A 20543-nucleotide genomic window follows, 5' to 3' on the forward strand; every position below is an offset into this window, starting at 1 on the left:
GTGACCCAGTTCCAGTTCCCACCGCGGTCCACGCGCGGCTCGATCATGGGCTTCTCGTGGGGACAGATCGGCATGGCCGTGGCCGGCGTGATCTTCCTGGTCATCGCCGCGAACCTCCTAGCCGCCGGCCGGCAGGGGACCGCCGGCGGCATGCTGCTGGCGGCGCTGCTGCTACTCACGGTGGGCCTGTTGCGGCTGCGGGGCCGCCGTGTCACCGAGTGGGCTCCCATCGTCGCCGGTGCGCTGGCGCAGCGCGCTGCCCGGCAGGACCGCTACCGGGGTGGTGTCTTCGCCACCAACCCGGGCAGCACGCATCTGCACCTTCCCGGTCCGGCCGCCGGTTACCGCTGGCTGCCGGCGGTCGCCGCCGACGGGCTGACCGAGGTGGGGTTGCTGCACCACCGCCGCGAGAACACCGTCACCGCGGCCCTGCTCTGCGCGGGCAGCAACCTGGTCCTGGCCGACACGTCGGTGCAGCAGCAGCGCCTGTCCGCATGGGCGGAGGTGCTGAACCTGCTCGGCACCGAGTACACCGACGGCGGTCTGGCCCGGTGGGCGCTGACGGCGCGCGCCGTGCCGGACGCTGGTAACCGGGCGCAGCGCTACCTGGTGCAGCGGGCGGTCGACACCGACAGCGCCGCCTACCGGTCGCTGGCGGAGTTGACCGCCGGGGCGGCCCCGTCGACGCAGCGCCACGAGGTGTACCTCAGCGTCGTGTTCGACACGAAGAAGCTGTCGGCGGAGATCGCCGACGCGGGCGGCACCGACGCGGCCATCGCCACCGTGGTGCTCGACAAGCTCGGCGGTGTGCAGGCCGCGGTCCGGGAGGCCGGCGTCGACACCGTGGGCTGGTTGACGCCTCGGCAGTACGCGGCGGTGCTGCGTACCCAGTTCGACCCCGAGGACCAGCCGCACGTGGATATGCGGACCGCGAGCGCGGCCGGGGTGGCGCCGCACATGGCCGGGCCCATCGCCGCCGAATGCATCGGCTGGTCGTCCTACCGCCACGACTCAGGGTTCTCCCAAACCTTGTGGGTGTACGAGATGCCGCGCCAGCCGGTGGCCATGACGTGGATGACCGCCCTGTTCACCCGCACCGTCGGCCGGCGCGCGGTGACGGTCGTCGCCGAGCCGGTGCCCGCGCAGCTGGCCCAGCTCGCGACCCGACGGGACAAGGTCGCCCGCGCCGGTGACGAGATCACCAAACGCAAGATGCGGCTGGTGCGCACCGCGCGGGAGGACGAGGAAGCCCGCTCGGTGGAGCAGGTCGACCGGGAGCAGGCCGCCGGGCACGTGCGCTACCGCTACGCGATCCTCGTCACCGTCACCGCCGGCAGCGAAGAGCAATTGCGCCACGACGTTCGCGCGATCAAACGCGTCCTGGGCCGCACCGGCTGCCAAGCCGTCGTGCTCTACGGCGAACAGGACCAGGGGTTCATCGCCGGGGCACTGCCCCTGGCACGCGGGCTCAAGCCGATGCGGGGGTGGCTGGCGTGAGCCGGGCACGGGTGCAGCGAGAAGGATCGCTGGCGCAGCGCATCGCGCAGGCGGCAGAGCGGCGGGACCTGGCGGCGGCGCAAGCCGACCTGGAACGCGAGCAGCGCGCTCTGCGCCGTGCGACACAGCGGCTGCTGGGCGCCCCGCCGGTCGACGGGCGCGGCGCCCTGGGGCGCGCCGCCGGACGGGCCTTCTGGCGGCTGCGGCTCCCGCCGCTGGTCACCACCAGCGCGCAGCTGTGCAGCGTGTACCCCTTCGTCGCCGACCCGGGCCTCGGGGTGGACGGACCACTGATTGGGCAGGAGGTGTACTCCCGGACCGGGTTCGTGTTCTCGATGCGGGAGCTGTACCGGGCCGGGGTGCTCAGCGCGCCGAACATGGTGGTCACCGGAGAGATCGGATCGGCGAAGTCGTCGCTGCTCAAGACCATCGCGTTCCGGGGGATCCCGTTCGACACCCGCTTCTACATCGTCGACGTCAAGGGCGAGTACGACGCCCTCGCGCAGGCGGCTGGGATTCGACCGGTACGCATCGGCCCTGGCGCCGGGGTCGTGATGAACCCCCTCGCCGGCATTCGCCGCCAGCCGGGGCAGGGGGAGGCGGAGTGGCTGCAGATCCAGCGGGCCCGGCGGCTGCTGCTGCTGGAAGGGCTGCTGGAGATCCAGCTCGGCGGGCCGCTGAGTGAAGCCGAGCGCTCGCTGACCGAATACGCCCTCGACGCGGTGACCCGCGGCGACGACGGCACCAGCGCCGACCGGCTGGCCACCCCAACCCTTTCTCTGGTGTTGCGCGCGATGGGCGACCCGCACGTGTGGGCGCACCGCCTCGCCGGAGTGCACTACGGCGTCGACCAGTTCGCCGCCGACAGCCGCCGGGTCCGCCTCGCGCTGGAGCGGCTGATCACCGGCGCCCTCGGCGGGATCTTCGACGCCCCCACCGCCGCCGCGCTGACTGTGGACTTCGACCAGCCCGGGGCGATCCTCGACCTGCGGGCGGTGCGCACGTCGGACCAGATGACGGCGATGGCGATGACCTGCGCCCAGTCCTGGCTGGAGGCGGAGCTGACCCGCCCCGACGCCCCGCCCAGGGTGTGCCTGTACGACGAGTTCGCGCTGATCACCCGCCACCTCGGCCTCGTTCGGCGGATGCGCGAGCAACTGAAACTCGCCCGCGCGCTGGGAACGGAGAACATCCTGGCGTTTCACCGATTCTCGGATCTGGCGGCTAGCGGCAGCGCCGACTCCGAGCAGGTGCGCATCGCCCGCGGGCTGATCGAGGACACCGGCGTGCGGGTGTCCTACCGCCAGGCGGCGGGCTCGCTGGACGCCGCTCGCGAATTCCTCGGCACCACCGACGTGGAGACCAATCTGCTGCTGCACCTGCGCCGCGGCGTCGGGCTGTGGAAGGTCGGGTTGCGTTCCTACGTCGTCAAGCACCAGCTCTCCACGATGGAGCAGGCCATGGTCGACACCGACAGCCGTATGCGCGTCGGCCCCGACCGGCAGGGGCGGGAGCTGACCGAGGCGGAGTACGAGGCGCGGGAGTCCGCTGCAGTGGGGCAGGTGCAGTGATGGCCGGCTCCCTCATGTCCCCCGGGCACCGGCTACCCAAGCGCGGCATGGCGCGCGCCGACATCCTGGCCCGGCTGACGCTGCTGGGCATCGCCGCGACGGTCGTGGTGTTGGGCACCGTGACCCTGTGGCTGGCCGGGCAGCTCGGCGGGGTGCTCACCCACCTGTCGTGGCCGCACAGCACACCAGCGGATGCGCCCGGCATCGCCGCGCGGATGGTCGTCCACCGCGGCGACCCGGCGGCGGCGTGGCCCGCTGCCGCACGTGCGGACCTGCCGCCGACCGGCCTGCTGTACCTGCTGTGGCTCGTGCTGTTCAGCGCCGCCGTCGTGGGCCTCGCGGTGCCGGCGGTCCGGTTCGCGCAGCGGCGGGTACAGCGGCACGGATTCGCCCGCCGCAAGGACCTCGACCAGGTGGTGACCGCGGGCGCGGTGCTGCGCCGCGTCGACGTGCTGCGTCCCGGGCTGACCATCCGGGCGACCGACCGCCCCGACATCGTGCAGGCCAAGACCCGGCGCCGCGCCGACCCGCTGGAGGTGGCGCGGTTCCTCGGCCACCACGCGCTGACCGGGGAGCCGCTGTACCTGGCCAACGAGTACACCGAACTGCTCGCCGGCGCGGCCCGCTTCGCCAACAAGACCTCGCGCTACATCGTGCCCCGCGTCGCGGACGCCCGCGGCGCGGTCATCTCCACCTCCACCCGTCTGGACGTCGCCGCCGTCACCTACGACCTGCGCGCCGAGATCGGCCCGACGTGGATCTTCGAACCGCAGGGACAGGTCCCCGGGGTCCCCCGGCTCAGGTGGTCGCCGATCGAGGGCGCCCACGATCCGGACATCGCCGCGCTGCGGGCGAAAGGCTTCGCCGCCGGCGCCGGCCTCAAGGGCGACGTCGAGAACGGCCAATACTTCCAGGACCAGGCCGCGTCCATCATCCGTGGCCTGCTGCACGCCGCCGCCCTTGATGAGCAAACGACCATGACCGACGTGGCCAGTTGGGCGGCCAACCCCAGCGACCCGCGCGCCGAGCGGATCCTGCGCCATCACCAGCAGACGGTGTGGGCTGACCGGCTGGCGTTTCACCGCGAGTCCACCGGCCGCAGCCGCGACGCCATCCAGTCCGTCGTCTTCGGCGCGTTGGATGCGTTCAGCAACCCGCGGATCCTGCACGCCTGCTCCCCGCCGCGTGGTGAGCAGTTCCGGCCGGAGCAGTGGCTGGATGAGTCCGGCACCCTCTACCTGGTCGGCACCCGTAGCGGGCAGGCGCTGGTCGCGCCGCTGTTCAGCGCGATCGCCGAGGACATCATTTACCGCACCCTGCAACGCTCGTTTGTCGCCCCCGGGGGTCGGGTGGAGCCCTGCCTGTATCTGGTCGGCGACGAGATCACCAACATCGCGCCGCTGCCGTCGCTGCCCGCGCTGGCCTCCGAGGGCGGCGGCGCCGGTATCGCCTTGTCGATCTCCTGCCAGAACACCCACCAGTTGGAGGAACGGTGGGGCCGCGACGGGGGCCAGGCGCTGCGCGACGGCGCGAACGCGAAGTTCGTCATGGGCGGCACCCAGGACGTGTCGGCGCTCAAGGACGCGCAGTCGCTGCTCGGGCAGGTGCAGGAGCTGACGTCGGCCGCGTCCTGGGGCGGCGGGCGCGCCAGCGTGCAAGAGAACAGCCGCCGAGAGAACCTGCTCGACCTCGCCGAGCTGCGCACCCTGCCCACCGGCCACGCCCTGGTGCTACTCGGGAACATGCCCCCGGTCGAGGTGACCCAGCCGGCGTGGTGGGAACGCCCCGACGCCGACCGGTTCCACGCCGCGCAGGCCGCTTTCACGGCCCGCCTCGAAGGGCGGCGCGAGTGATGTCGCAGCGCACCTTCCAATTCGAGCTGCCGCAGCAGGCATCGGAGGAACAGTGGGCACTTGTTGAGCTCGCCGAACTCATCGACACCCTGCGCGGCAGCGTGGAGAAGCTCGCCGAGGCGCACGTGGCCCTCGCCGAACGCGTTGACGCCTTGGACGCCCCTGGCGGGTGGGCGCCGGCGGGTCACTGCTGGCGCGACCTGGACGCCGATGCCGCGCGGGAGCTGTGGGCGTGGCTGATCGCCTGGACGCGGTGGCTCGTCGAGCGCTACGGCCTGGCGCAGGATCTCGGGGCGTGCTGGCCGGCGCACCCGGCCCTGGTGGAGGAGCTGACCGCGCTGAGCGTGGCCTGGCACCACGCCTACTCGGGCAAGGCCGACCCGGACGCGCCGCTGCGTTGGCACGAGGCTCTGCACCGCGCCCGGCACCGGTGGCAGGGCTGGGACACCACCCGCTGCCGGCACGGGCACCACACGCCCCGCAGCGGCGACACGGTCTGGTCGCAGCCGTGGCCGGATGACGCCGAGCGGGCCGTCACCGACGACATCGGCGCCCGCCAGCGCGCGGCGGCGCGACCGCAAGGGGGGACGACATGACGCAGCCGGCCGAGGTCACCAGCGTGTGGGACTGGCAACGCTTCGAAGCGGCGCTGTTCGGGCTGCGCGAGGGCATCGACACGCTCCAGGACTACATCGCCGAGATTCACGACGCGCGCCACGCCTGGCGCGACGACCAACAGGAGGACAGGCAGCGATGGACGGAACTCGACGAGATGATGCGGCGGGAGACGGAGCTGGACTTCTCCAGCGACGGGCACCTCGACGGGGACTACACCCGCGGCGTCGAGGAATGAGCGTCACCGTGCGCACTGCCAAGGCTCCGCTGGCCCGCATCAGTGTCGGCCTAGAGCAGCTGCGCCACGACATCGACGCTCTGGTCGACGTCGTGGCCCGTCACCCGCAGGCGCGCCCGCAACTCGTGGAGATTCACCACCAGGTGCGGCTGCTGGGACAACAACTGAATACCGCCCTCGGGTCGCCCACCGAGCCCGTCGCGTCCGAGGAGCAGCCCACCGAGCCCACTCCGACCGAGGAGCAGCGGTGACACGACGCCACGTCGTCAGGAGGGTCATCGCGGGGGTGGCCAGCCTGACGCTGTGCGCGTGCGCCGGAACCCATCCCGCTCCGGTAGGCAGCGCACCCACCACCGGCTCTTCAGCGGAGCCGGCGGTGCCGGCCGGGACGCTGCCCGCCGATCCTGACGGCGTCCTCCCGGCCACATCAGGCACGGCCGATCCGGCGGCGGTGACGGCCGCGCTGCGGTTCGTGCGCGCCTGGGCCCGCCCGGACCTGCCCGCCGGCAGTTGGTTGGCAGGCGTGCGCCCCTACGCCGTCCCCGCCTACGCGGATCTGCTCGCCACGGTGGAACCGGCCAACGTTCCCGCCACCCGGGTCACCGGCGTCGAGCGGGTCGTGACGGCCACGGCGCAGCGGGTGGACGTCGATGTCAGCACCGATGCCGGGGTGCTGCGGGTGGTGTGTGTGCGCAGCGGCGCCCGGTGGCTGGTCGCCACGCTCGGTGTCCGGGAGGAGGTTGCGTCGCGGTGAACCGCGGGCGGATCGGGCTCGGTGTGGCGGTCATCGCCGCGCTGCTGCTGTGCGCGCTTCCCGTGACGGTGGTGCTCACCGATGCGACACCGGCGGCGGCGTGCACCACTGTCGGACCGTCGCGCTCACCCGCCAATGGGATTGGGCCCGTGGGGCGGTGGGACGCCGAGCAGGTCGGCAACGCTGCGCAGATCGTCGCCGTGGGACGGGAGCGCGGTGTGCCGGCCCGGGGGTGGGTCATCGCGGTGGCTACGGCGATGGTGGAGTCGAGCCTGCGCAACCTGCGCGGTGGTGATCGCGACTCCCTCGGGCTGTTCCAACAACGCCCCAGCCAGGGGTGGGGCACGCCCGCGCAGATCCTCGACCCCGTCTACGCCGCCACGAAGTTCTACGACAAGCTCCAGCGCATCGACGGGTGGGAGAACCTGCCGTTGACCGTCGTCGCCCAACGCGTCCAGGTCTCCGCGTTCCCCGACAAGTACGGCGAGTACGAGCACGACGCCGAGCAGGTCGTCGCCGCGGTCGCTGGTGTCGCCACGATTGCCGAGCTACCCGGCGCCAGCCTCGCCGTGTGCGCGGGCGGTCCGGTGACGGTGGCGGAGTCGGGGTGGACGGTGCCGCTGCGCGCCGCAGTGGGCAGCGGCTACGGGCCGCGCAACGGCAGATTGCACGCCGGAGTCGACCTGAGCGTGCCACGCAACACGGTCATCCACGCCGCCAGCGGCGGGCAAGTGGTGTGGGCGGGCTGCGACCCAAGCACCGGCAACTGCGACATCGACGGCAGCCCCACCACCAAGGGATGCGGCTGGTACGTCGACCTCGTGCACGCCGACGGGTACGGCACCCGCTACTGCCACATGATCCGCCGACCCGACGTTACCGAAGGCGACACCGTGCAGGCCGGCCAGCAGATCGGCCTGGTCGGCACCAGCGGCCACTCATCCGGCCCGCACCTGCACTTCCAAACCCACCAGCGAGTCTGCTCCGGGTCGAGATGCGACCTGGACAACTCCAACTCCGTCAACCCGGTCCCGTTCATGCGCCAACGCGGCGCGGCACTCGGTGAAAGGGGGTGAGGCGCCAGCAGGAGACGGCAGATCGGTCATCAGCCACAGCACGGGGGAGACGACATGTACGACGAGGATGAGGACACCGAACGTCCGCGCCGGCCGGCACCGCAACCGCCACCGCCGTCCGACCGCGGCGGGCAGATCGGCCAGCGCCGCAACCGCAAGCCCAACCGGCGCCCGGCACGGCGCAGGTGGATGCCATGAGCGCCGCCACGGACCGCCGGCCACGACGAGTCGCGGGCATCTACCGACCACCGGTAAACGCCGCCCGGATGCCGACGCCGCGGCCCGGGCCGCTGGCGCAGCTGGTCCGCACCGCCAACACCCTGCGCGCCCAGGTGGAACGCGACGTGCTGCGCGACGAAGGGTTGACCTGGACCACCTACGACGTGCTCGTGTTGGTGTGCGCCCGGCGGGCGGTCGAAACCCGCCTGGCCGCCGCCGAGGTGGGCATCGCCAAGGCCACCCTGACCAACGCCCTCGTGTCGCTCGTCGACCGAGGGCTGGTACGCCGGGAACTGCAGGAGGGCGACCGACGGCGGGTAGTCCTGCGCCCGACCCAGGCCGGCATCGACCTGGCCCGCCGTGTCCAAGGCCTCGTCGAGGCCGAACAGGCGCGGCTGTTCGGCGAGCCGGGCATGCCGTCGGGAGACAGCCTGGCCCGGGTCCTGCGGGCCCTCGCCACCCGCTCGCAGCAGGACGGCACCACCGGCGGGCCGGGCGCGGCCCGGTGACCGGGCGGATCGGTGTGGCTCGCGGCTCCGCCCTGTACGTCGGGGCGGTGCTCGGGCCCAGCGTGCTGGTGCTGCCCGCGCTCGCCGTGCATGCCGCCGGGCCCGCGTCGCTGCTGGCTTGGGCCGCCATGCTGGCCGTGTCGGTGCCGATCGCGGCGGCGTTCGCCGCCCTCGGCATCCGATACCCCGACTCCGGCGGGGTGGCCACCTTCACCCGACGGGCGTTCGGACCCACGGCCGGAACCGTGGTCGCTGGTGGTTCTACACGGCGGTGCCGATGGGCATGGTCGCCGGCGCGACGGCCGCCACCGCGCTGGGCGCCGGACCGGGCACGGCAGCGGGGATCACCGCCGGCATGCTCGCGGCGGCCTACGCGATGAACCTCATCGGGCTGCATCTGTCCGGCCGCCTGCACCTGATGCTCACCGGTGGCCTCTGCGCGCTCCTGGTCACCGTGATCGTCGTGGCGGTGCCGCACATCGCGGCCAGCCGGTTCACACCGTTCGCCCCGCAGGGCCTCACGGGTATCGCAAGCGCCGCCGCGGTGCTCTTCGTCGCGATCTGCGGATGGGAAGCCGCCGCTCACCTGGCGGGCGAATTCGCGAACCCCCGCCGCCAACTGCCGATCGTGGCAGCCGCAAGTCTGAGCATCATCGCGGTGCTCTACGCCGGGCTGGCGATCTGCACCGTCGGCGTGCTCGGCGTGGCCGGCGGGCAGAGTGAAGTGCCGCTGCTGCGCCTACTCGGCCCGCAGGCCGGCGTCGGGCCTCGGCGGCGGCTGCGCTGTGCGCGCTGCTGCTGACCTTCGGCGCCTGCTTCACCTTCATCGCCGCTGCGGCACGCGCCGGCGCGGCCTTGGGCCGCGACGGCGCCTTCCCGACCTGGTTCGGCGTCACCGGCGCCGACGGGCGCAGCCTCGTCGTCCAAGCAAGCGGCGCGGCACCGGTCGCGGTCGCGGCGCTGGCAGCACCGACGGTGGTCGACGTGGACCTGCTGATGCGCGCGTTCTCGGTCCTCGTGGCATCAGTCACCCTGCTGGGGCTCGCCGTGTGCGGAGGCCCTCTGGTGCTACTCGCGGTGGCGGTCGCCGTCGCGGCCCTGGCGTGGCGGCGCTACCACCCGGCGCCGCGCGAACTGCCGGCCGGTACGCCGGTGACGAGGCCCGCCGTGGGTACGACGTCACGGCGAATCGCGGTGGTAGATGTCCAACCCCGCCGGTCGTACGACCTCGTGAATCCGGGTGCGGGGATTTCTGCGTCCACCCGAAGCCGTCCCGCCAGCGAGCGGTGATGCTCGGCGGCGGTCGCCGGTACCTCCCTGGCCGGCGACCGCCGTCACCTCGTGTCCGATCTGGCAAGGGAGCTGTCCGGTGACAACAACAGCCGTACCCACTGCAGCCTCGGCGGCAAGCGTGGGATGGCGCCTCGGCGCCCTTTATGGGCCAGCGATCTACGGCGTCAGCGCCGCTGCCGTCGCTCTGCCCGTCGCCGCCGACGAGCTGCACACCGCGCCGGCAACGGCCGTGTGGATCCTGACCATCCACGCCCTGGGCCTCGGCGTCGGCGCCGCCGTCGCCGGACGTGCCATCGACATCTGGGGACCACGGCGCACACTCAGCCTCGGGGCGGTGCTCCTTGCGGCAGGGACGATCCTCTGCGCGTTCGCGACCCTCATCGCCGTAGCTGTCGCGAGCCGCGGACTGCTCGCCATGGGATCGGGAGCGATGACCGCGACCGCCCTCACCCTTGCCGCCGGCCGGCCGCCAACGCAACGGCCGGCGGTGCTGGCTCGCCTCGGCGCCGCGATGGCGTTGTTCTCGGCCACTGCACCGTTGGCCGGGGCACTGGCCGTTACCACGTCCTGGAAAACTGCGCTCGTCCTGCCCGCACTGTCGCTGACCGCCCTACCCCTGTGCTGGCCGCTCGCCCAACCCCGTCAGAGATTGCCGGCACGGGTCGATTGGATCGGTGCGGGCTTGCTGGTTGTCACCGCAGCGGGACTGCTCCTGACGATCCAATCCACCACCCTGCATTTCCCGCCGCCGGCCGTCGTCGGTCTTTTCGCGGGCACCTGTGCGCTCGTCGTCCTGGTGAATCGCCACCGCCGGCGGAACCCCGACGGCTTCGTCCCCGCGGTGATCAGCCAGCGACGGTTCGTCCTCGCCGGGTTGGCCGGCGCTGGCGTCTACGGCGGGCTGTTCGGCTGCGTGTACGCCGTCCCGCAGATGCTCACCCGCCTCGGCTACTCCGCTGAGGGCATCGGGTTGCTGCTGGTGCCCAGCGCGATCGTTGCGGCGGTGACGGCCCGCCTCGCCGGTCGCGCAGCGGGTAACTCGGCGCGGCGGCGGGTGCTGGTCGGCGTGACGGCGTTGTTCAGCGTCAGCCTGCTGCTCGCCGCGTGGGACCATCGCCCGGTAGCACTGATGGGTGCGACAACTGTCGGGTTCGCCGCTTTCGCCATCGCGCAGACAACCCTGACCGCCGCCATCACCGCTCGCGTCGACCCTCGGCAACGAGGTGGCGCGCTCGGCCTGCTGAACCTCATGTACTTCATCGGGGGCGCGGTGGGCGCATCCGCATGTTCGGCGCTGTGGCAGCCGTGGGGACTGCCCGCCGCACTCGCCGCCGTGGCGGCGCTGCCGGCGGTCGCCGTAGCAGGAGCACATGCTGCGTTGCCGAAAGCTCAGTGAACGAGCTGCGCGGGCCTCGAAGCCGCCGGGCTGCCGCCGCGTCGTCCTTCCATAGCATCCTGTAACCGATCAGTGACGATAGATGAAGTGAGGTGTGTATGAGCCACGGCACCGCGGCGAAGGACCGCGAAGGCGAACCCGAGACGACCGGCGAGCCGGCGCCCGGCCCACGGGACGTTCTGCTCACGATCAGCAAGCACCTGTGGGAGCAGGCACGGGACACGCAAGGCAGCAACTGGCCGCCCCTGTGGCTGGTCCTAGCGGTCGCTGGGGCCGGGGTCGGCGTCGTCCTGATGCTGATCGTGCCGGTCGTGCGAGGACTGCTGTTCGCCGCAGGTGACGCGATCGCGGCGCTCAGCGGCTGGGCACACGAGCAGGCGTACGCGCAGATCGTGCTCGCGCCGGTGCGCCGATACCTGGACACCCACGCTGAGGGCCTACCGATTCCCGCGGCCACCCTGTGGTGGACGTGGTGCATCACGGGCATGGTGCTGCTGGCCATGTGCCTGCTGCATGTCGTCGCCGCACGCATCGGATGGGTTCTGTACGGGGCGGCTACGACGGCGATGGTGGCATCTACGACGCCTGGGGACGGGCGCTGGATCGCGGCGGCTGTCAGTGGTGTCTGGTGGGTACTGCTATCAGTCCCCGCTTTCGGCAGGCGCCGGTCCTCCCCGGTAGTGGTGCTACCGGCGCCACCTAGCGGCGCAGCAATCCCGCTACCGGAGCCTACGGACGCCCCGGTACAAACGCGAGTCGATGCCGACGGTCCGCTTCCAGAATCGGTTCCGAATGACTACGCAGCGTGGGCCGCGGTTCTATACGAGCGGCTGGTCCGCAGAGCCGATCACGCCCCGCCCGCTGACGTCACGGTGTCCTGGACGGCTGTGACCACCGGCCCAACATCCTTTACAGCCCAGGAGGGCGACCGCCACGTCAGCGGCATGGTTGTCAACGGACTTGCCGCCGAGGATCTGCTGAGGCAGCTGTCAACGCCTGCGGGTGCCAACGCCGTCGTGCGGTGGACGACCAACCCACCTCAGACCCCCCGACGCCGTCGAATCTCAGACGAAGGCTACGACGGTCCTCCGCCGCTCGCCGACTTCGTGCGCGACAACGCCGCCTCGCTTTCGGCGGTCACCGCAGCACTCGTCGAGATCAGGAGCCGGTGGAGCGGCCTCAACCTCGCCGAGCAGATCACGGCCCGCGCGGAGTTGCTCAACCGCACCGCACCGCTGACCCCCGACGTCATCGACTGCATGCCCGACTCCGACGACGACATCTACCTTGGCAGCATCGCCTTCAACGACTGGATCGACCTCGACACGGTCATCGGCGGCAACGCCTCATCCTGGAACGACTTCGCGTCTCACCGCCCGCAAGTAGTCGGCCTGATCATCAAGAAACTGCTGACGGCCGACGACGCCGGCGTCGCCTTCACCGAAATTCTCACCGACCTTGGGCACGCCTGCATGCTGCGCTACAACGGTCCCGCAGGACCTCTGCACCGCATCGGCAGAAACGGCACCCACCGCACGCACGCTCTCCGTATTCTCGGGCTACCGATCATGGCCGCCGAAGTAGAGATCGAGGCGCTGCCGCTGCGCATCGACGCCATGAGCACCTGGGGGCAGGGCAACTGGGGCGACAGCTACGACGGTCCAGCTGACCAGATGTGGCACGCCCTGCGGGGGCGTGGCCTACTCGAGGGAACGATCTCCGGTAGCGGCCCGCACGCCAAACTGGAGCCGTACCGCGCTGCTGCTCCCTGGCTTCTGGGAAACCCGCGCACCGCCGCCGCTGTCAGCGCGGCCTATGAGCGAATATATCCAGGAGCACTCGGCATCCCGGCCGACGCGATGTCGGGCCCCCAACAGTGGCTTCGTTGGCTGCTCGCCACCTAGCGAATAAGCCGTTCAGGTGTGCCCGGCAGGTGCGCTGTGCTCATGGTGCCTACCGGGGTTGGGCATTACTTCACGGAGACGCTGACGGCCCCTGGTCGGCCCGACCTTTAGGTCGCCCGGGGGACGAGGCCGGGTGGATTCGCGCCCGCATTCGTCCCTGCTTGCGTTCGTGGCGGTACGGCGACTGATCGCCGGGGAGATGGTGACGGCGAGAGGAACGAACGTGGGCATTGCCTGGAAAAATCTCAAACTTTCGTCACCTCGCGCAGGAGGCTATTGTTCGGGTCACGCTTCTGGGACTGGAAAGGACGGCGCGGTGGCTAGGCAAATCATTCATAAGCTGGTTGATGACTTGGATGGCGGTGACGCCGACGAGACGGTGAAGTTCGCCCTCGACGGTGTTCAGTATGAGATCGACCTGTCGGCTCCCAACGCCGAGAAGATGCGGGATCTCCTTGCCCCCTACATCAGCCATGGCACGAAATTTGGGCGCGGTGCAATCGCCGTCGCGGGACGAGCAGTTCGGGGTTCAGTGGTCGCAGGCAACTCGCGGGGTGCTCGCCCCAGTGTCACCGCTAATCGGGACCAGAACAAGGCAATCCGGGACTGGGCAAAGCGGGTCGGCAAGGAGCTGTCGGATCGGGGACGGATTCCGCGGGATATCGTGGCCGAGTATCAGGAGCGGGCAGGGCGCTGATCAGGCGCCCAGTTGTGTGACTTCCGAGGTGCCGCCGCGTCCGCGGCCAATGACGCGGCGGCGCCTTCGATCCGTGGCGGGACCAGTCAGCGTGCTCGCCGTCGCGGCATGTCGTCGCTGTCGCCGTCGGCCTGGCGAGGAGGTGTGCCGCCCTGCAGTTCGCGCCACTGGCCGGCGGCGTCAGCGTGCAGAAGACGGTCGACCATCGCGTCGGCTTCGTCGCGTGAGTCGTACGTCCAGAGCAGCATCTTCCCCGCCTCAGTGTCGCCGGCGCGCGCGACGACCTTCCATCGCGTCTGGCGGATCAGCCACACGTCGCGCCGGCTCAGCCGTCCCCAGAGACCGTTCCACCACCGCTGCGCAACCTCCTCCGCCACACCCAAGATCGTACACACGTTCGATGGCGCCGTGGAGGTGAAGTGGCAGGTGGGAGGGGTCATTCGCATCGGTCCTGGCTACCACGGTCGCGGGGTTCACAACAGTCGGGACGGTGCCGGTAGATGCGCAGGAGTTGACCGTTGCGTTGGTAGTGCCGGTCGCCCGGTGAGTTCGTAGAGGCAGGCCCTCCACACGATGGTCTCGCCGCCTGCGGGCACGATCTGACCGTCCCCCGGCCCGCCTCGCAGCAACACGTCCATGCCCCGACGGTACGCAACCACTAGCCGGCGAACGGACGCCGCAGCGTCGCTGAGCAGAGTGCCAGACGTGAGGCAACTGCCGACGACTGGATCAACAACTGTCATCCGCCAATGCTTTCGGAACCTACTTGGTCGGCACGATGACGTCGGGGCAGCACACGGCGCACCGCTTGCGTCGCGGTGCCTCCGGTCCGAGGACGTCCGGCACGCGGACGTACCACTCCTGCCGATGGGTGCAGCCCCCGGTCAACGCGTCGGAGGCGGCGTTGATGTTCCTCTTCAGGGAAGGGCAGCCCACGCCGTGGGTGCGGCCGTTGGTCTCGACGAAGGCATCCTTGGAGCCGACTGCTGCCAGATACCGCTCAAGTAGCGGCCGTGTCTCGGCAGCCCACCGGCTGTACTGAGCGCAGTCTCCGCACATGGCCCGCCCGCCGACGGGGTGGCTACAGCCGCACTCGCCACAGCAGGCGCAGGGGGTGCAGGGATGCGCTACTCCCTCGGCGTCCAGGACCATCGGTTCCGGGTCGCCGACCGCAGACCCAACCCGGCGGATGCCGACGCCGACGCCGCCGTTCTGGAAGAGGATTTCGTACGAGCCGGGCTCGCGAATGTCGACGACCCCGATCACGTGCCAGTCCTGGCTGACGCCCACGGCCACCTCGCAAAAACTGGTCAGCTACCGGACTCAGGCGGGCCCGGGCTCCAACCCGTCGGCGATTCGCTCGGCCTGGTCGACCGCGGCGAGCAGCGTCTCGGCGAACTGCCGTGCTGTCGGCCCGTCGAGCAACAGCCGCGGCAGTCGAATCTGCACCGGGGGCGAGTCGTCGTCATCGTTACCGACGAACAGGCCCACCGTGACGACGGGGGAGCCGCCCGGCTCCATGTACCGGTATTCGTGGTGGACTCGCAGACCCACCACGTAGTCGCCCTCGTCGAAGGTGAACGTCGTGCCCGGCTCGGCCGTCTCCACCGCCGCCCGCGCCTGCTCTACACCGATGCTGCCCACGATCGGTAGCCTAGTGGCCCGTCGGGTAGACGGTCATCTGGCTCCGGGGAGTCCCGTCCAGTACGGAGCGGGGGCGGATGCTGCCACGAGGGTGATAGATCACGGGGAGGGTAGCTAGATCGGAGCCGGATACCAGGGCTGCCACTCTTCGGTCGCGCCCTCGCGCAGCTGGCGGGTGTACTCCGCGATCTTCTCGTCCAAAGTGGTGACCATGGCGGCGTGTCGCACCGGGTCGAACGGCTCCCACTCTGGCGCCGAGAAATCCACCACGTCAGGGGTGTCGTGTAGTTCGCAGTGCTGCTCCCGCCAACGCCGCAACGTCGCGGCTTCGAATCCACCGAGGTCGTAGACAGTGATGAGGCCGTGAGTCGAGCGCAGCTCCGTCCAGCCGGTGATCTGGCCCGACTCCACAGGCCGTCGGCAGCGGAGTCCCCGGCGCGTGCGGGCAATGCACTGCAGGTCGTACACCCCATCCGGGATGTACCAGATCCGATCGCCAAGCAGAACCAGGTCGGGACGTCGCGTCATGACTACGACGGTAATGGGGCCGTCGTCCGGCGCCGGCGGCGGATCAGGTCCGCACGCGTTCTGCCGGGCGGCCCCCGCCATGGAGGGTTAACTGCATTACCGGGGGCTTCTCCATCCAGATCAAGGCGGTCGCGCCGGTCGCCGCGTTCGCCGGGGCGATAGAGGTGACCCGCAACCCTGACGCCCTCACCGACGACATCGTCACCGTGAAGGTCGCCGGCGGCGAGGGGCGCACGCTCACCGCGACCAGCCGCGACAACACGCACCTACGCAGCCCGCCCACACGCCGGAAATGCTGCTGCGGACCTCGCATCACCTGCATCGCCTCGGCGCCGCCCTCGGTGAGACCATTGATGACGCCCGCGATGGGTGAGGTTGTTCCACTGGGCGCCCGGCGGCCAACGCCGGACCCCACATACAGCGCCACCGTCGACGCCTGTACCGGCGCTGTGGGGCCTGGTCGGCCGGGTACGGCCGACATCCACGCAGAGTAAACCGCGAGCTGGTGTCAAGCCTGAACCGGCGCAGATGACGGCCCCCGGCCCCCCCCGATCGGCGGTGACAGGGGGCCGGGACTCGACCCACCACGGCGTCCGATGGTCAGCTCCGTCCGAGCCTGGTCGAGGGTACTACCCTCGGCGTCATGAGCGGATCACTGGAGCCCCGCCCGGCCGGCGCTGTCACGACCGTGTCGCCCGAGGCTGCCCTGGAAGGACTGGAGTCCTTCGAGGTCATGGTCCTCGGTCGCCTTGCCGCGGCCGGCCTCCCGACCAAAGGGATCCTGGTCGATCTCAGCCAGCGGCACGTGCTGATGCAGACCACCACGTTCGCGCTCACGGGGCTGACTCCCGAGAAGCTGAGCCAGTCCAGCTACATCTCCAAGATGATCATCGCCGGGTCCGTCGGCCTGTTCGACGCGGCCTTGAACTACCTCTGGGATGAAACCGTCCAGGAACTCCGCAAGCGCGTCGTGAACTTCGACCTGCAGTACTTCTACGAGGTCGCCGAGAAGTCCGACAGCAGGCGACAGGAGCTCAAGACCGAGGACGACCTGCCCAAGCTCGACGACCAGAAGCTTCTCACTGGTTGCCGTGAGATCGGTCTGATCAGCGAAATCGGCTTCCAGGAGCTGGAACTGATTCGCTACATGCGGAACTGGGCCAGCGCTGCCCATCCCAACCAGGCCGAGCTGAACGGCCTCCAGCTGGCCAACTGGCTGAGCGTCTGCATCAGGCACGTCATCACGCTGCCCTACGACCAGATCACCGCCCAGGTGAAACGGCTCCTGGTGAAGGTTCGGGAGCAGCGACTGGACGACAGCACGATCAGGGAGATCACTACCTTCTTCGTGAACCTCCCGCCTGTCCAGGCCGACCCGCTCGCCTCTGGCCTCTTCGGCCGATACACCGATCTGACCACTACACAGGACACCCTGGACAACATCCGCCGGCTCTGGCCCGAGCTCTGGAACCGGGTTTCCGAGGAGACTCGCTACAGTTTCGGGCTGAGGCTCGGCCGGTTCCGCGCCAACGGCGACCAGGATAAGGCGGCACTCGCCCGGCAGTTGATCGATCTCGTCAACGGAGCCGCGTACCTGCCGACCGAGGAGCGGTTCTGGGAGATCGACAGCACCCTCGACGAGCTTCGCGACGCGCACTACGCCTGGAACAACTTCTACAACGAGCCGCCGATTGCCCGCCGTCTCCATGAGCTCGTCGGCATGAGGAGCGACATCCCAGCCAGGCTGAACCGGAAATACGTCCTCGATCTCGTCGAGGTCTTCCTGACCAATGGCAACGGTGTCGCGGTCAACGCCGACTCGATCTATCAGGGGCTGATCGAAAAGTTCACCCCTGAGCAGGCATCGCTGGCGCTCAGGTCGTTCACGGATCCCGACGTCATAGCCAAGCTGCACCGGCCGCTGTGCAAGCAGCAGTGGGCCCAGCTCCTCCAGATCATCGAGCACAAGCTCACCGGCCGGAACGAGCGCGAGCTATTCGACGCCGTTCAGGCCTTCACCGGCGAGCCCTTCCAGCTGGTCAAGGACACTGGAATCAAGCTCCAGCTCCAGCGATTCCCGAACTAGGGCCTGTGTCAAGTCCTCGGTCGAGTGAGGCGGAGTCCAGCCAGTCGTCGTCTGGGCCCGCCGCAGGCTGGCCAGGGACTTTGACACAGGCCCTAGTCGCAGCCCAAGGATTCCAGGAGACGGCCCTACTTCAACCCATCCCGAACCGCCCAGGCAGCGATGGCCCACATGGACAGAGTGGAGAGAACGTCGATTGGCGAGCCGGGCTGCGGAAATTCCGATGTCGCGGCGGAGGCTTGCCTTGACAGCCCGTTGGATAGGAATCGCGCTGCCAACTTCTGTCGTTGGTTGACCTCCGTGCTCGGAACCCGGCTGACTTCCTCGGCCGTAAGTGCACGGGGCGGCTTGCATCGCAGCACCGACGGGCGTGCGCCAGTCTCGTCCTGGGTCACGAGTACGCGGGCCTCCAGAGCGTTCGCCGCGGGGATGAGGTTTGGTCCGGGCAGCACCATCAAGCCGGAGGCGATCAACCGGACCGTGGCCATGTACCAGTCCTGTCCGCCGATACTGTGGGCCGTCACGTCCGAGACACCATCGAAGGTGAGCGAGGGCGAGAAGACCCACCTCAACCCGGCGGGGACTTCCCCCACGTTCTCGCCGTCCCCGAGTCGGGTGTGGGCAAGACCCGCGTTCATCCATCCCGAGTCGTTCTTGTGGGCGAACGTCGGCAGATGTTCGGACAGCGCGTCCGTGAGTAGTTCGATCGAATCCTTGCCTGCCAGGAGCGCAGGGAGGAATTCTGGGTCGACCTCGGCCGGCTTCGCGAAGCGCTCGACCACGGCGTCCAGCGCGGTGAGGTGATAGAAGTGGTCCTCTATGCTCGCGAGGTCGCTCTTCATTGGCTCCAGGTACTCCGTGCCGTCGCCGAAGTCCTTCGTGTTCTCGCTAACGAAGTAGACCGTTTCGTCCTTGTGGTCACGTGCGTACTCGATGGCCGTCAGCCAGATTGCAGCATCCCGGGAACCAGTCTTGTCGCCCTTCTGGCCGACCCGCTTGCACGGCGCGAGGACGTTGGACTCCCGGAAGAGCGCGGTCCGCAGTACCTCCACGCTCGGCTCGATGACCTCGACCATCTGCCGGTACATGTTTCGCCAGTGCATCCGGTGCCGCTCCGTGTCGACCTGGCCGAGGCTGGGCACTCCTCCCCACGGAACATGCCCCTTCAGTTCGTTGAGCCTCGAAGTCGCCTCAGCGTGAGCCGCGGCGTACGCGAGAGCCCGGTGTGAGGCCAGTTCCTCCAAGACCACCCACGGGACAGCGACGCGGACTCCGGCTGCCTTGAGCGCCCGGAGGAGGTCGGCGGTGCTGCTGTCTGGCTTCATGCCCCAGAGGATGTTGGTGTCCAGAATGATCAAGGGTGGTGGCTCCGTCCACGCCGGTCCGACTCGTGCGGGCACACCTTCTCAGATTCAGAACTCGGGTGCAGTATCGGTTTGCCGTCAGCGAGGCCAGCACATCTCGCGGTGCGCGCGGGCCAGCACGTTTCGGCAAGGATGAGGCTTTCGTCGGCGCCCGGCCAGCGAGGATATCGAGCGTCTGCTTCCCGCTCGCCAACGGTCGGTCCGCCACCGCGTGACGAGGAGGCGACGCCGCGTGGGCGCGCCAGCGCCTCCGATTGCCCGTAGCCGTCACAGAATGGTCTCCATGGGTGACGAGGAGAAGGCCATGCCGGTAGTCCTGCGGGTTCATCGGCGCGACGACCCGGTCGGTGCGGTCACGGAGGACGACGCGGCGCGGCGGTCTGTCGCCTACCCGCGGATCCGGATCGGCGCCCCGTTGTTCGGGCATGCGGTACAGGCCGATGCCGGGTGCTGGCAGGTGTACGCCGTGGTGTCAGACACGCCGCAGGCGGCGCGGGACACCCTCGCGCATCGGCTGCGGGAGCGACTGGATGAGGCCGACGACGCCGGGCTGGCCGCGGAGTTGACGGCCGTGGTCAACGTGTTGGACCGGGAGAAGCCCGACGAGGTGGTGGTGGCCGGCAGGGAGCATCGGATCGTGCGAGTGGACACGTTCGCGAGATTTGGTCCGGACGGGCCTGAGCCGCCCCGGCCCACCGACCGGGATCCCCGTGGCGCCGACGACCACGACAGCTTCCTTGACGAGGAGATTCTCGTCGACCCGGGCGCGCCGACCGGAGCGAGTGAGGCGATGTTGCGGGCGGAGCTGATGACCGCGCACTATCCCCGCGCGCAGGTGCCCGCCGATGTCTACGCCGACAGTGTCGGCGCCGTCACGTCCTATCCGATCGGGGTGGTGCTGCCGGTCCGTTACACCGCTGCCGAGAGCGTTGGCGGGTCGTGGCGGCCTTACAGCCGGGCGGTGGCCACGCCGCAGCTGGCCCGCGACGAGATCGCGTTCGGTCTGCGCTACCTCGAACCGCGCCTGCTCCGGCTCACCGACGAGCAGGCGGCCCTCTACCAGCAGGCCGCCGACGACCTCGACGCCAACCCCGTTGACGACCTCACCGTGCTCGGACGCCAGTTCCGGGTCACCCGCATCGAAACCCTGCTCCGCATGTCCGCAGGCGGCCCCGAAGGACCACGGCGATCGGATCCCGATCCGGAGCAGCCGCCGGCGATCGAGGGCTAGCCTCCATCGCCGCGGTAGGCAACAACGATCCGTGCGGCGCGGCGCTCCTCGGTCCAGGTCTGCCGGAGAAG

The 20543-nt window shown here is 70.0% G+C and carries 22 protein-coding genes and 1 pseudogene; 16 read left to right on the plus strand and 7 right to left on the minus strand.

Annotation, left to right across the window (positions count from 1 at the left end; translation table 11 throughout):
- The 14 genes from ACGF5C_RS27080 (at position 1) to ACGF5C_RS27145 (ending at position 13622) form a co-directional block, all read left to right on the plus strand.
- Complete coding sequence (locus tag ACGF5C_RS27080) at positions 1-1497, plus strand: SCO6880 family protein (RefSeq protein ID WP_393306040.1); 1497 nt, start codon at positions 1-3, stop codon at positions 1495-1497.
- Positions 1494-3068, plus strand: coding sequence for a hypothetical protein (locus ACGF5C_RS27085; RefSeq protein WP_393306042.1), 1575 nt, complete (start codon positions 1494-1496; stop codon positions 3066-3068). Before ACGF5C_RS27080 ends, ACGF5C_RS27085 begins: the two co-directional genes overlap by 4 nt.
- Positions 3068-4921: a type IV secretory system conjugative DNA transfer family protein gene (locus ACGF5C_RS27090; RefSeq protein ID WP_393306044.1), complete on the plus strand. Its 1854-nt coding sequence runs from the start codon at positions 3068-3070 to the stop codon at positions 4919-4921. The genes ACGF5C_RS27085 and ACGF5C_RS27090 overlap by 1 nt, the downstream gene beginning before the upstream one ends.
- A complete protein-coding gene (locus tag ACGF5C_RS27095) occupies positions 4921-5517 on the plus strand; it encodes a hypothetical protein (RefSeq protein ID WP_393306046.1) in 597 nt (198 codons plus the stop codon). The genes ACGF5C_RS27090 and ACGF5C_RS27095 overlap by 1 nt, the downstream gene beginning before the upstream one ends.
- On the plus strand, positions 5514-5774 hold the full coding sequence (locus tag ACGF5C_RS27100; RefSeq protein WP_393306048.1) for a hypothetical protein: 261 nt from the start codon (positions 5514-5516) through the stop codon (positions 5772-5774). The genes ACGF5C_RS27095 and ACGF5C_RS27100 overlap by 4 nt, the downstream gene beginning before the upstream one ends.
- A gap of 8 nt (positions 5775-5782) precedes the next feature.
- Complete coding sequence (locus ACGF5C_RS27105; RefSeq protein ID WP_393306050.1) at positions 5783-6025, plus strand: hypothetical protein; 243 nt, start codon at positions 5783-5785, stop codon at positions 6023-6025.
- A gap of 125 nt (positions 6026-6150) precedes the next feature.
- The gene (locus ACGF5C_RS27110; protein ID WP_393306052.1) at positions 6151-6528 is read left to right on the plus strand and encodes a hypothetical protein; all 378 of its coding nucleotides are present in this window, start codon (positions 6151-6153) and stop codon (positions 6526-6528) included.
- Complete coding sequence (locus ACGF5C_RS27115; RefSeq protein ID WP_393306054.1) at positions 6525-7604, plus strand: M23 family metallopeptidase; 1080 nt, start codon at positions 6525-6527, stop codon at positions 7602-7604. The genes ACGF5C_RS27110 and ACGF5C_RS27115 overlap by 4 nt, the downstream gene beginning before the upstream one ends.
- Positions 7605-7798: 194 nt before the next feature.
- Positions 7799-8332, plus strand: coding sequence for a MarR family winged helix-turn-helix transcriptional regulator (locus ACGF5C_RS27120; protein WP_393306056.1), 534 nt, complete (start codon positions 7799-7801; stop codon positions 8330-8332).
- Positions 8333-8609: 277 nt separating this feature from the next.
- Complete coding sequence (locus ACGF5C_RS27125; RefSeq protein WP_393306058.1) at positions 8610-9134, plus strand: amino acid permease; 525 nt, start codon at positions 8610-8612, stop codon at positions 9132-9134.
- Positions 9131-9622, plus strand: a complete 492-nt coding sequence (locus ACGF5C_RS27130) for a hypothetical protein (protein WP_393306160.1) — start codon at positions 9131-9133, stop codon at positions 9620-9622. Before ACGF5C_RS27125 ends, ACGF5C_RS27130 begins: the two co-directional genes overlap by 4 nt.
- Positions 9623-9701: 79 nt before the next feature.
- On the plus strand, positions 9702-11021 hold the full coding sequence (locus tag ACGF5C_RS27135) for an MFS transporter (protein ID WP_393306060.1): 1320 nt from the start codon (positions 9702-9704) through the stop codon (positions 11019-11021).
- A gap of 98 nt (positions 11022-11119) precedes the next feature.
- Complete coding sequence (locus ACGF5C_RS27140; RefSeq protein ID WP_393306062.1) at positions 11120-12925, plus strand: hypothetical protein; 1806 nt, start codon at positions 11120-11122, stop codon at positions 12923-12925.
- Positions 12926-13241: 316 nt separating this feature from the next.
- Complete coding sequence (locus ACGF5C_RS27145; protein WP_393306162.1) at positions 13242-13622, plus strand: Lsr2 family protein; 381 nt, start codon at positions 13242-13244, stop codon at positions 13620-13622.
- 86 nt (positions 13623-13708) lie between these two features.
- On the opposite strand, the gene ACGF5C_RS27150 is transcribed toward ACGF5C_RS27145, so the two are convergent.
- The 6 genes and pseudogenes from ACGF5C_RS27150 to ACGF5C_RS27175 form a co-directional block, all read right to left on the minus strand.
- Positions 13709-13999, minus strand: coding sequence for a hypothetical protein (locus ACGF5C_RS27150; protein WP_393306064.1), 291 nt, complete (start codon positions 13997-13999; stop codon positions 13709-13711).
- A 59-nt stretch (positions 14000-14058) separates the two neighbouring features.
- Positions 14059-14260 (minus strand): annotated as a pseudogene (locus ACGF5C_RS27155) (hypothetical protein).
- A gap of 124 nt (positions 14261-14384) precedes the next feature.
- Complete coding sequence (locus ACGF5C_RS27160) at positions 14385-14888, minus strand: hypothetical protein (protein ID WP_393306066.1); 504 nt, start codon at positions 14886-14888, stop codon at positions 14385-14387.
- Positions 14889-14945: 57 nt separating this feature from the next.
- A complete protein-coding gene (locus tag ACGF5C_RS27165; protein ID WP_393306068.1) occupies positions 14946-15266 on the minus strand; it encodes a hypothetical protein in 321 nt (106 codons plus the stop codon).
- 114 nt (positions 15267-15380) lie between these two features.
- On the minus strand, positions 15381-15794 hold the full coding sequence (locus ACGF5C_RS27170; RefSeq protein ID WP_393306069.1) for a hypothetical protein: 414 nt from the start codon (positions 15792-15794) through the stop codon (positions 15381-15383).
- Between the two features lie 43 nt (positions 15795-15837).
- Entirely contained in the window at positions 15838-16221 is a 384-nt protein-coding gene (locus tag ACGF5C_RS27175; protein ID WP_393306071.1) for a hypothetical protein, read from the minus strand.
- Positions 16222-16437: 216 nt separating this feature from the next.
- Between ACGF5C_RS27175 and ACGF5C_RS27180 the strand changes: the two genes are divergently transcribed.
- A complete protein-coding gene (locus ACGF5C_RS27180) occupies positions 16438-17880 on the plus strand; it encodes a hypothetical protein (RefSeq protein ID WP_393306073.1) in 1443 nt (480 codons plus the stop codon).
- A gap of 125 nt (positions 17881-18005) precedes the next feature.
- Here the strand turns inward: ACGF5C_RS27180 and ACGF5C_RS27185 are convergent, their stop codons facing one another.
- Positions 18006-19235 carry a PIN domain-containing protein gene (locus tag ACGF5C_RS27185; protein ID WP_393306075.1) on the minus strand — a complete coding sequence of 410 codons (1230 nt, stop codon included), beginning with the start codon at positions 19233-19235 and terminating at the stop codon, positions 18006-18008.
- Between the two features lie 289 nt (positions 19236-19524).
- Here ACGF5C_RS27185 and ACGF5C_RS27190 point away from each other — a divergent pair, with 289 nt between their 5' ends.
- Positions 19525-20472 (plus strand): DUF5954 family protein, encoded by a 948-nt coding sequence (locus ACGF5C_RS27190; protein ID WP_393306077.1) that lies wholly within the window; start codon positions 19525-19527, stop codon positions 20470-20472.
- Positions 20473-20543 lie beyond the last annotated feature (71 nt).

Origin of the sequence: Micromonospora sp. NPDC047620, from assembly GCF_043205005.1 — a bacterium.
Classification (GTDB): Bacteria; Actinomycetota; Actinomycetes; order Mycobacteriales; family Micromonosporaceae; genus Micromonospora.

What these genes read in the sequence shown, in the direction of transcription:
- ACGF5C_RS27090 (WP_393306044.1), top strand. Translation starts at nt 3,068, where the DNA reads ATGGCCGGCTCCCTCATGTCCCCCGGGCACCGGCTACCCAAGCGCGGC.
- ACGF5C_RS27095 (WP_393306046.1), top strand. Translation starts at nt 4,921, where the DNA reads ATGTCGCAGCGCACCTTCCAATTCGAGCTGCCGCAGCAGGCATCGGAG.
- ACGF5C_RS27100 (WP_393306048.1), top strand. Translation starts at nt 5,514, where the DNA reads ATGACGCAGCCGGCCGAGGTCACCAGCGTGTGGGACTGGCAACGCTTC.
- ACGF5C_RS27120 (WP_393306056.1), top strand. Translation starts at nt 7,799, where the DNA reads ATGAGCGCCGCCACGGACCGCCGGCCACGACGAGTCGCGGGCATCTAC.
- ACGF5C_RS27125 (WP_393306058.1), top strand. Translation starts at nt 8,610, where the DNA reads ATGGGCATGGTCGCCGGCGCGACGGCCGCCACCGCGCTGGGCGCCGGA.
- ACGF5C_RS27140 (WP_393306062.1), top strand. Translation starts at nt 11,120, where the DNA reads ATGAGCCACGGCACCGCGGCGAAGGACCGCGAAGGCGAACCCGAGACG.
- ACGF5C_RS27170 (WP_393306069.1), bottom strand. Translation starts at nt 15,794, where the DNA reads ATGACGCGACGTCCCGACCTGGTTCTGCTTGGCGATCGGATCTGGTAC.
- ACGF5C_RS27180 (WP_393306073.1), top strand. Translation starts at nt 16,438, where the DNA reads ATGAGCGGATCACTGGAGCCCCGCCCGGCCGGCGCTGTCACGACCGTG.
- ACGF5C_RS27190 (WP_393306077.1), top strand. Translation starts at nt 19,525, where the DNA reads ATGGGTGACGAGGAGAAGGCCATGCCGGTAGTCCTGCGGGTTCATCGG.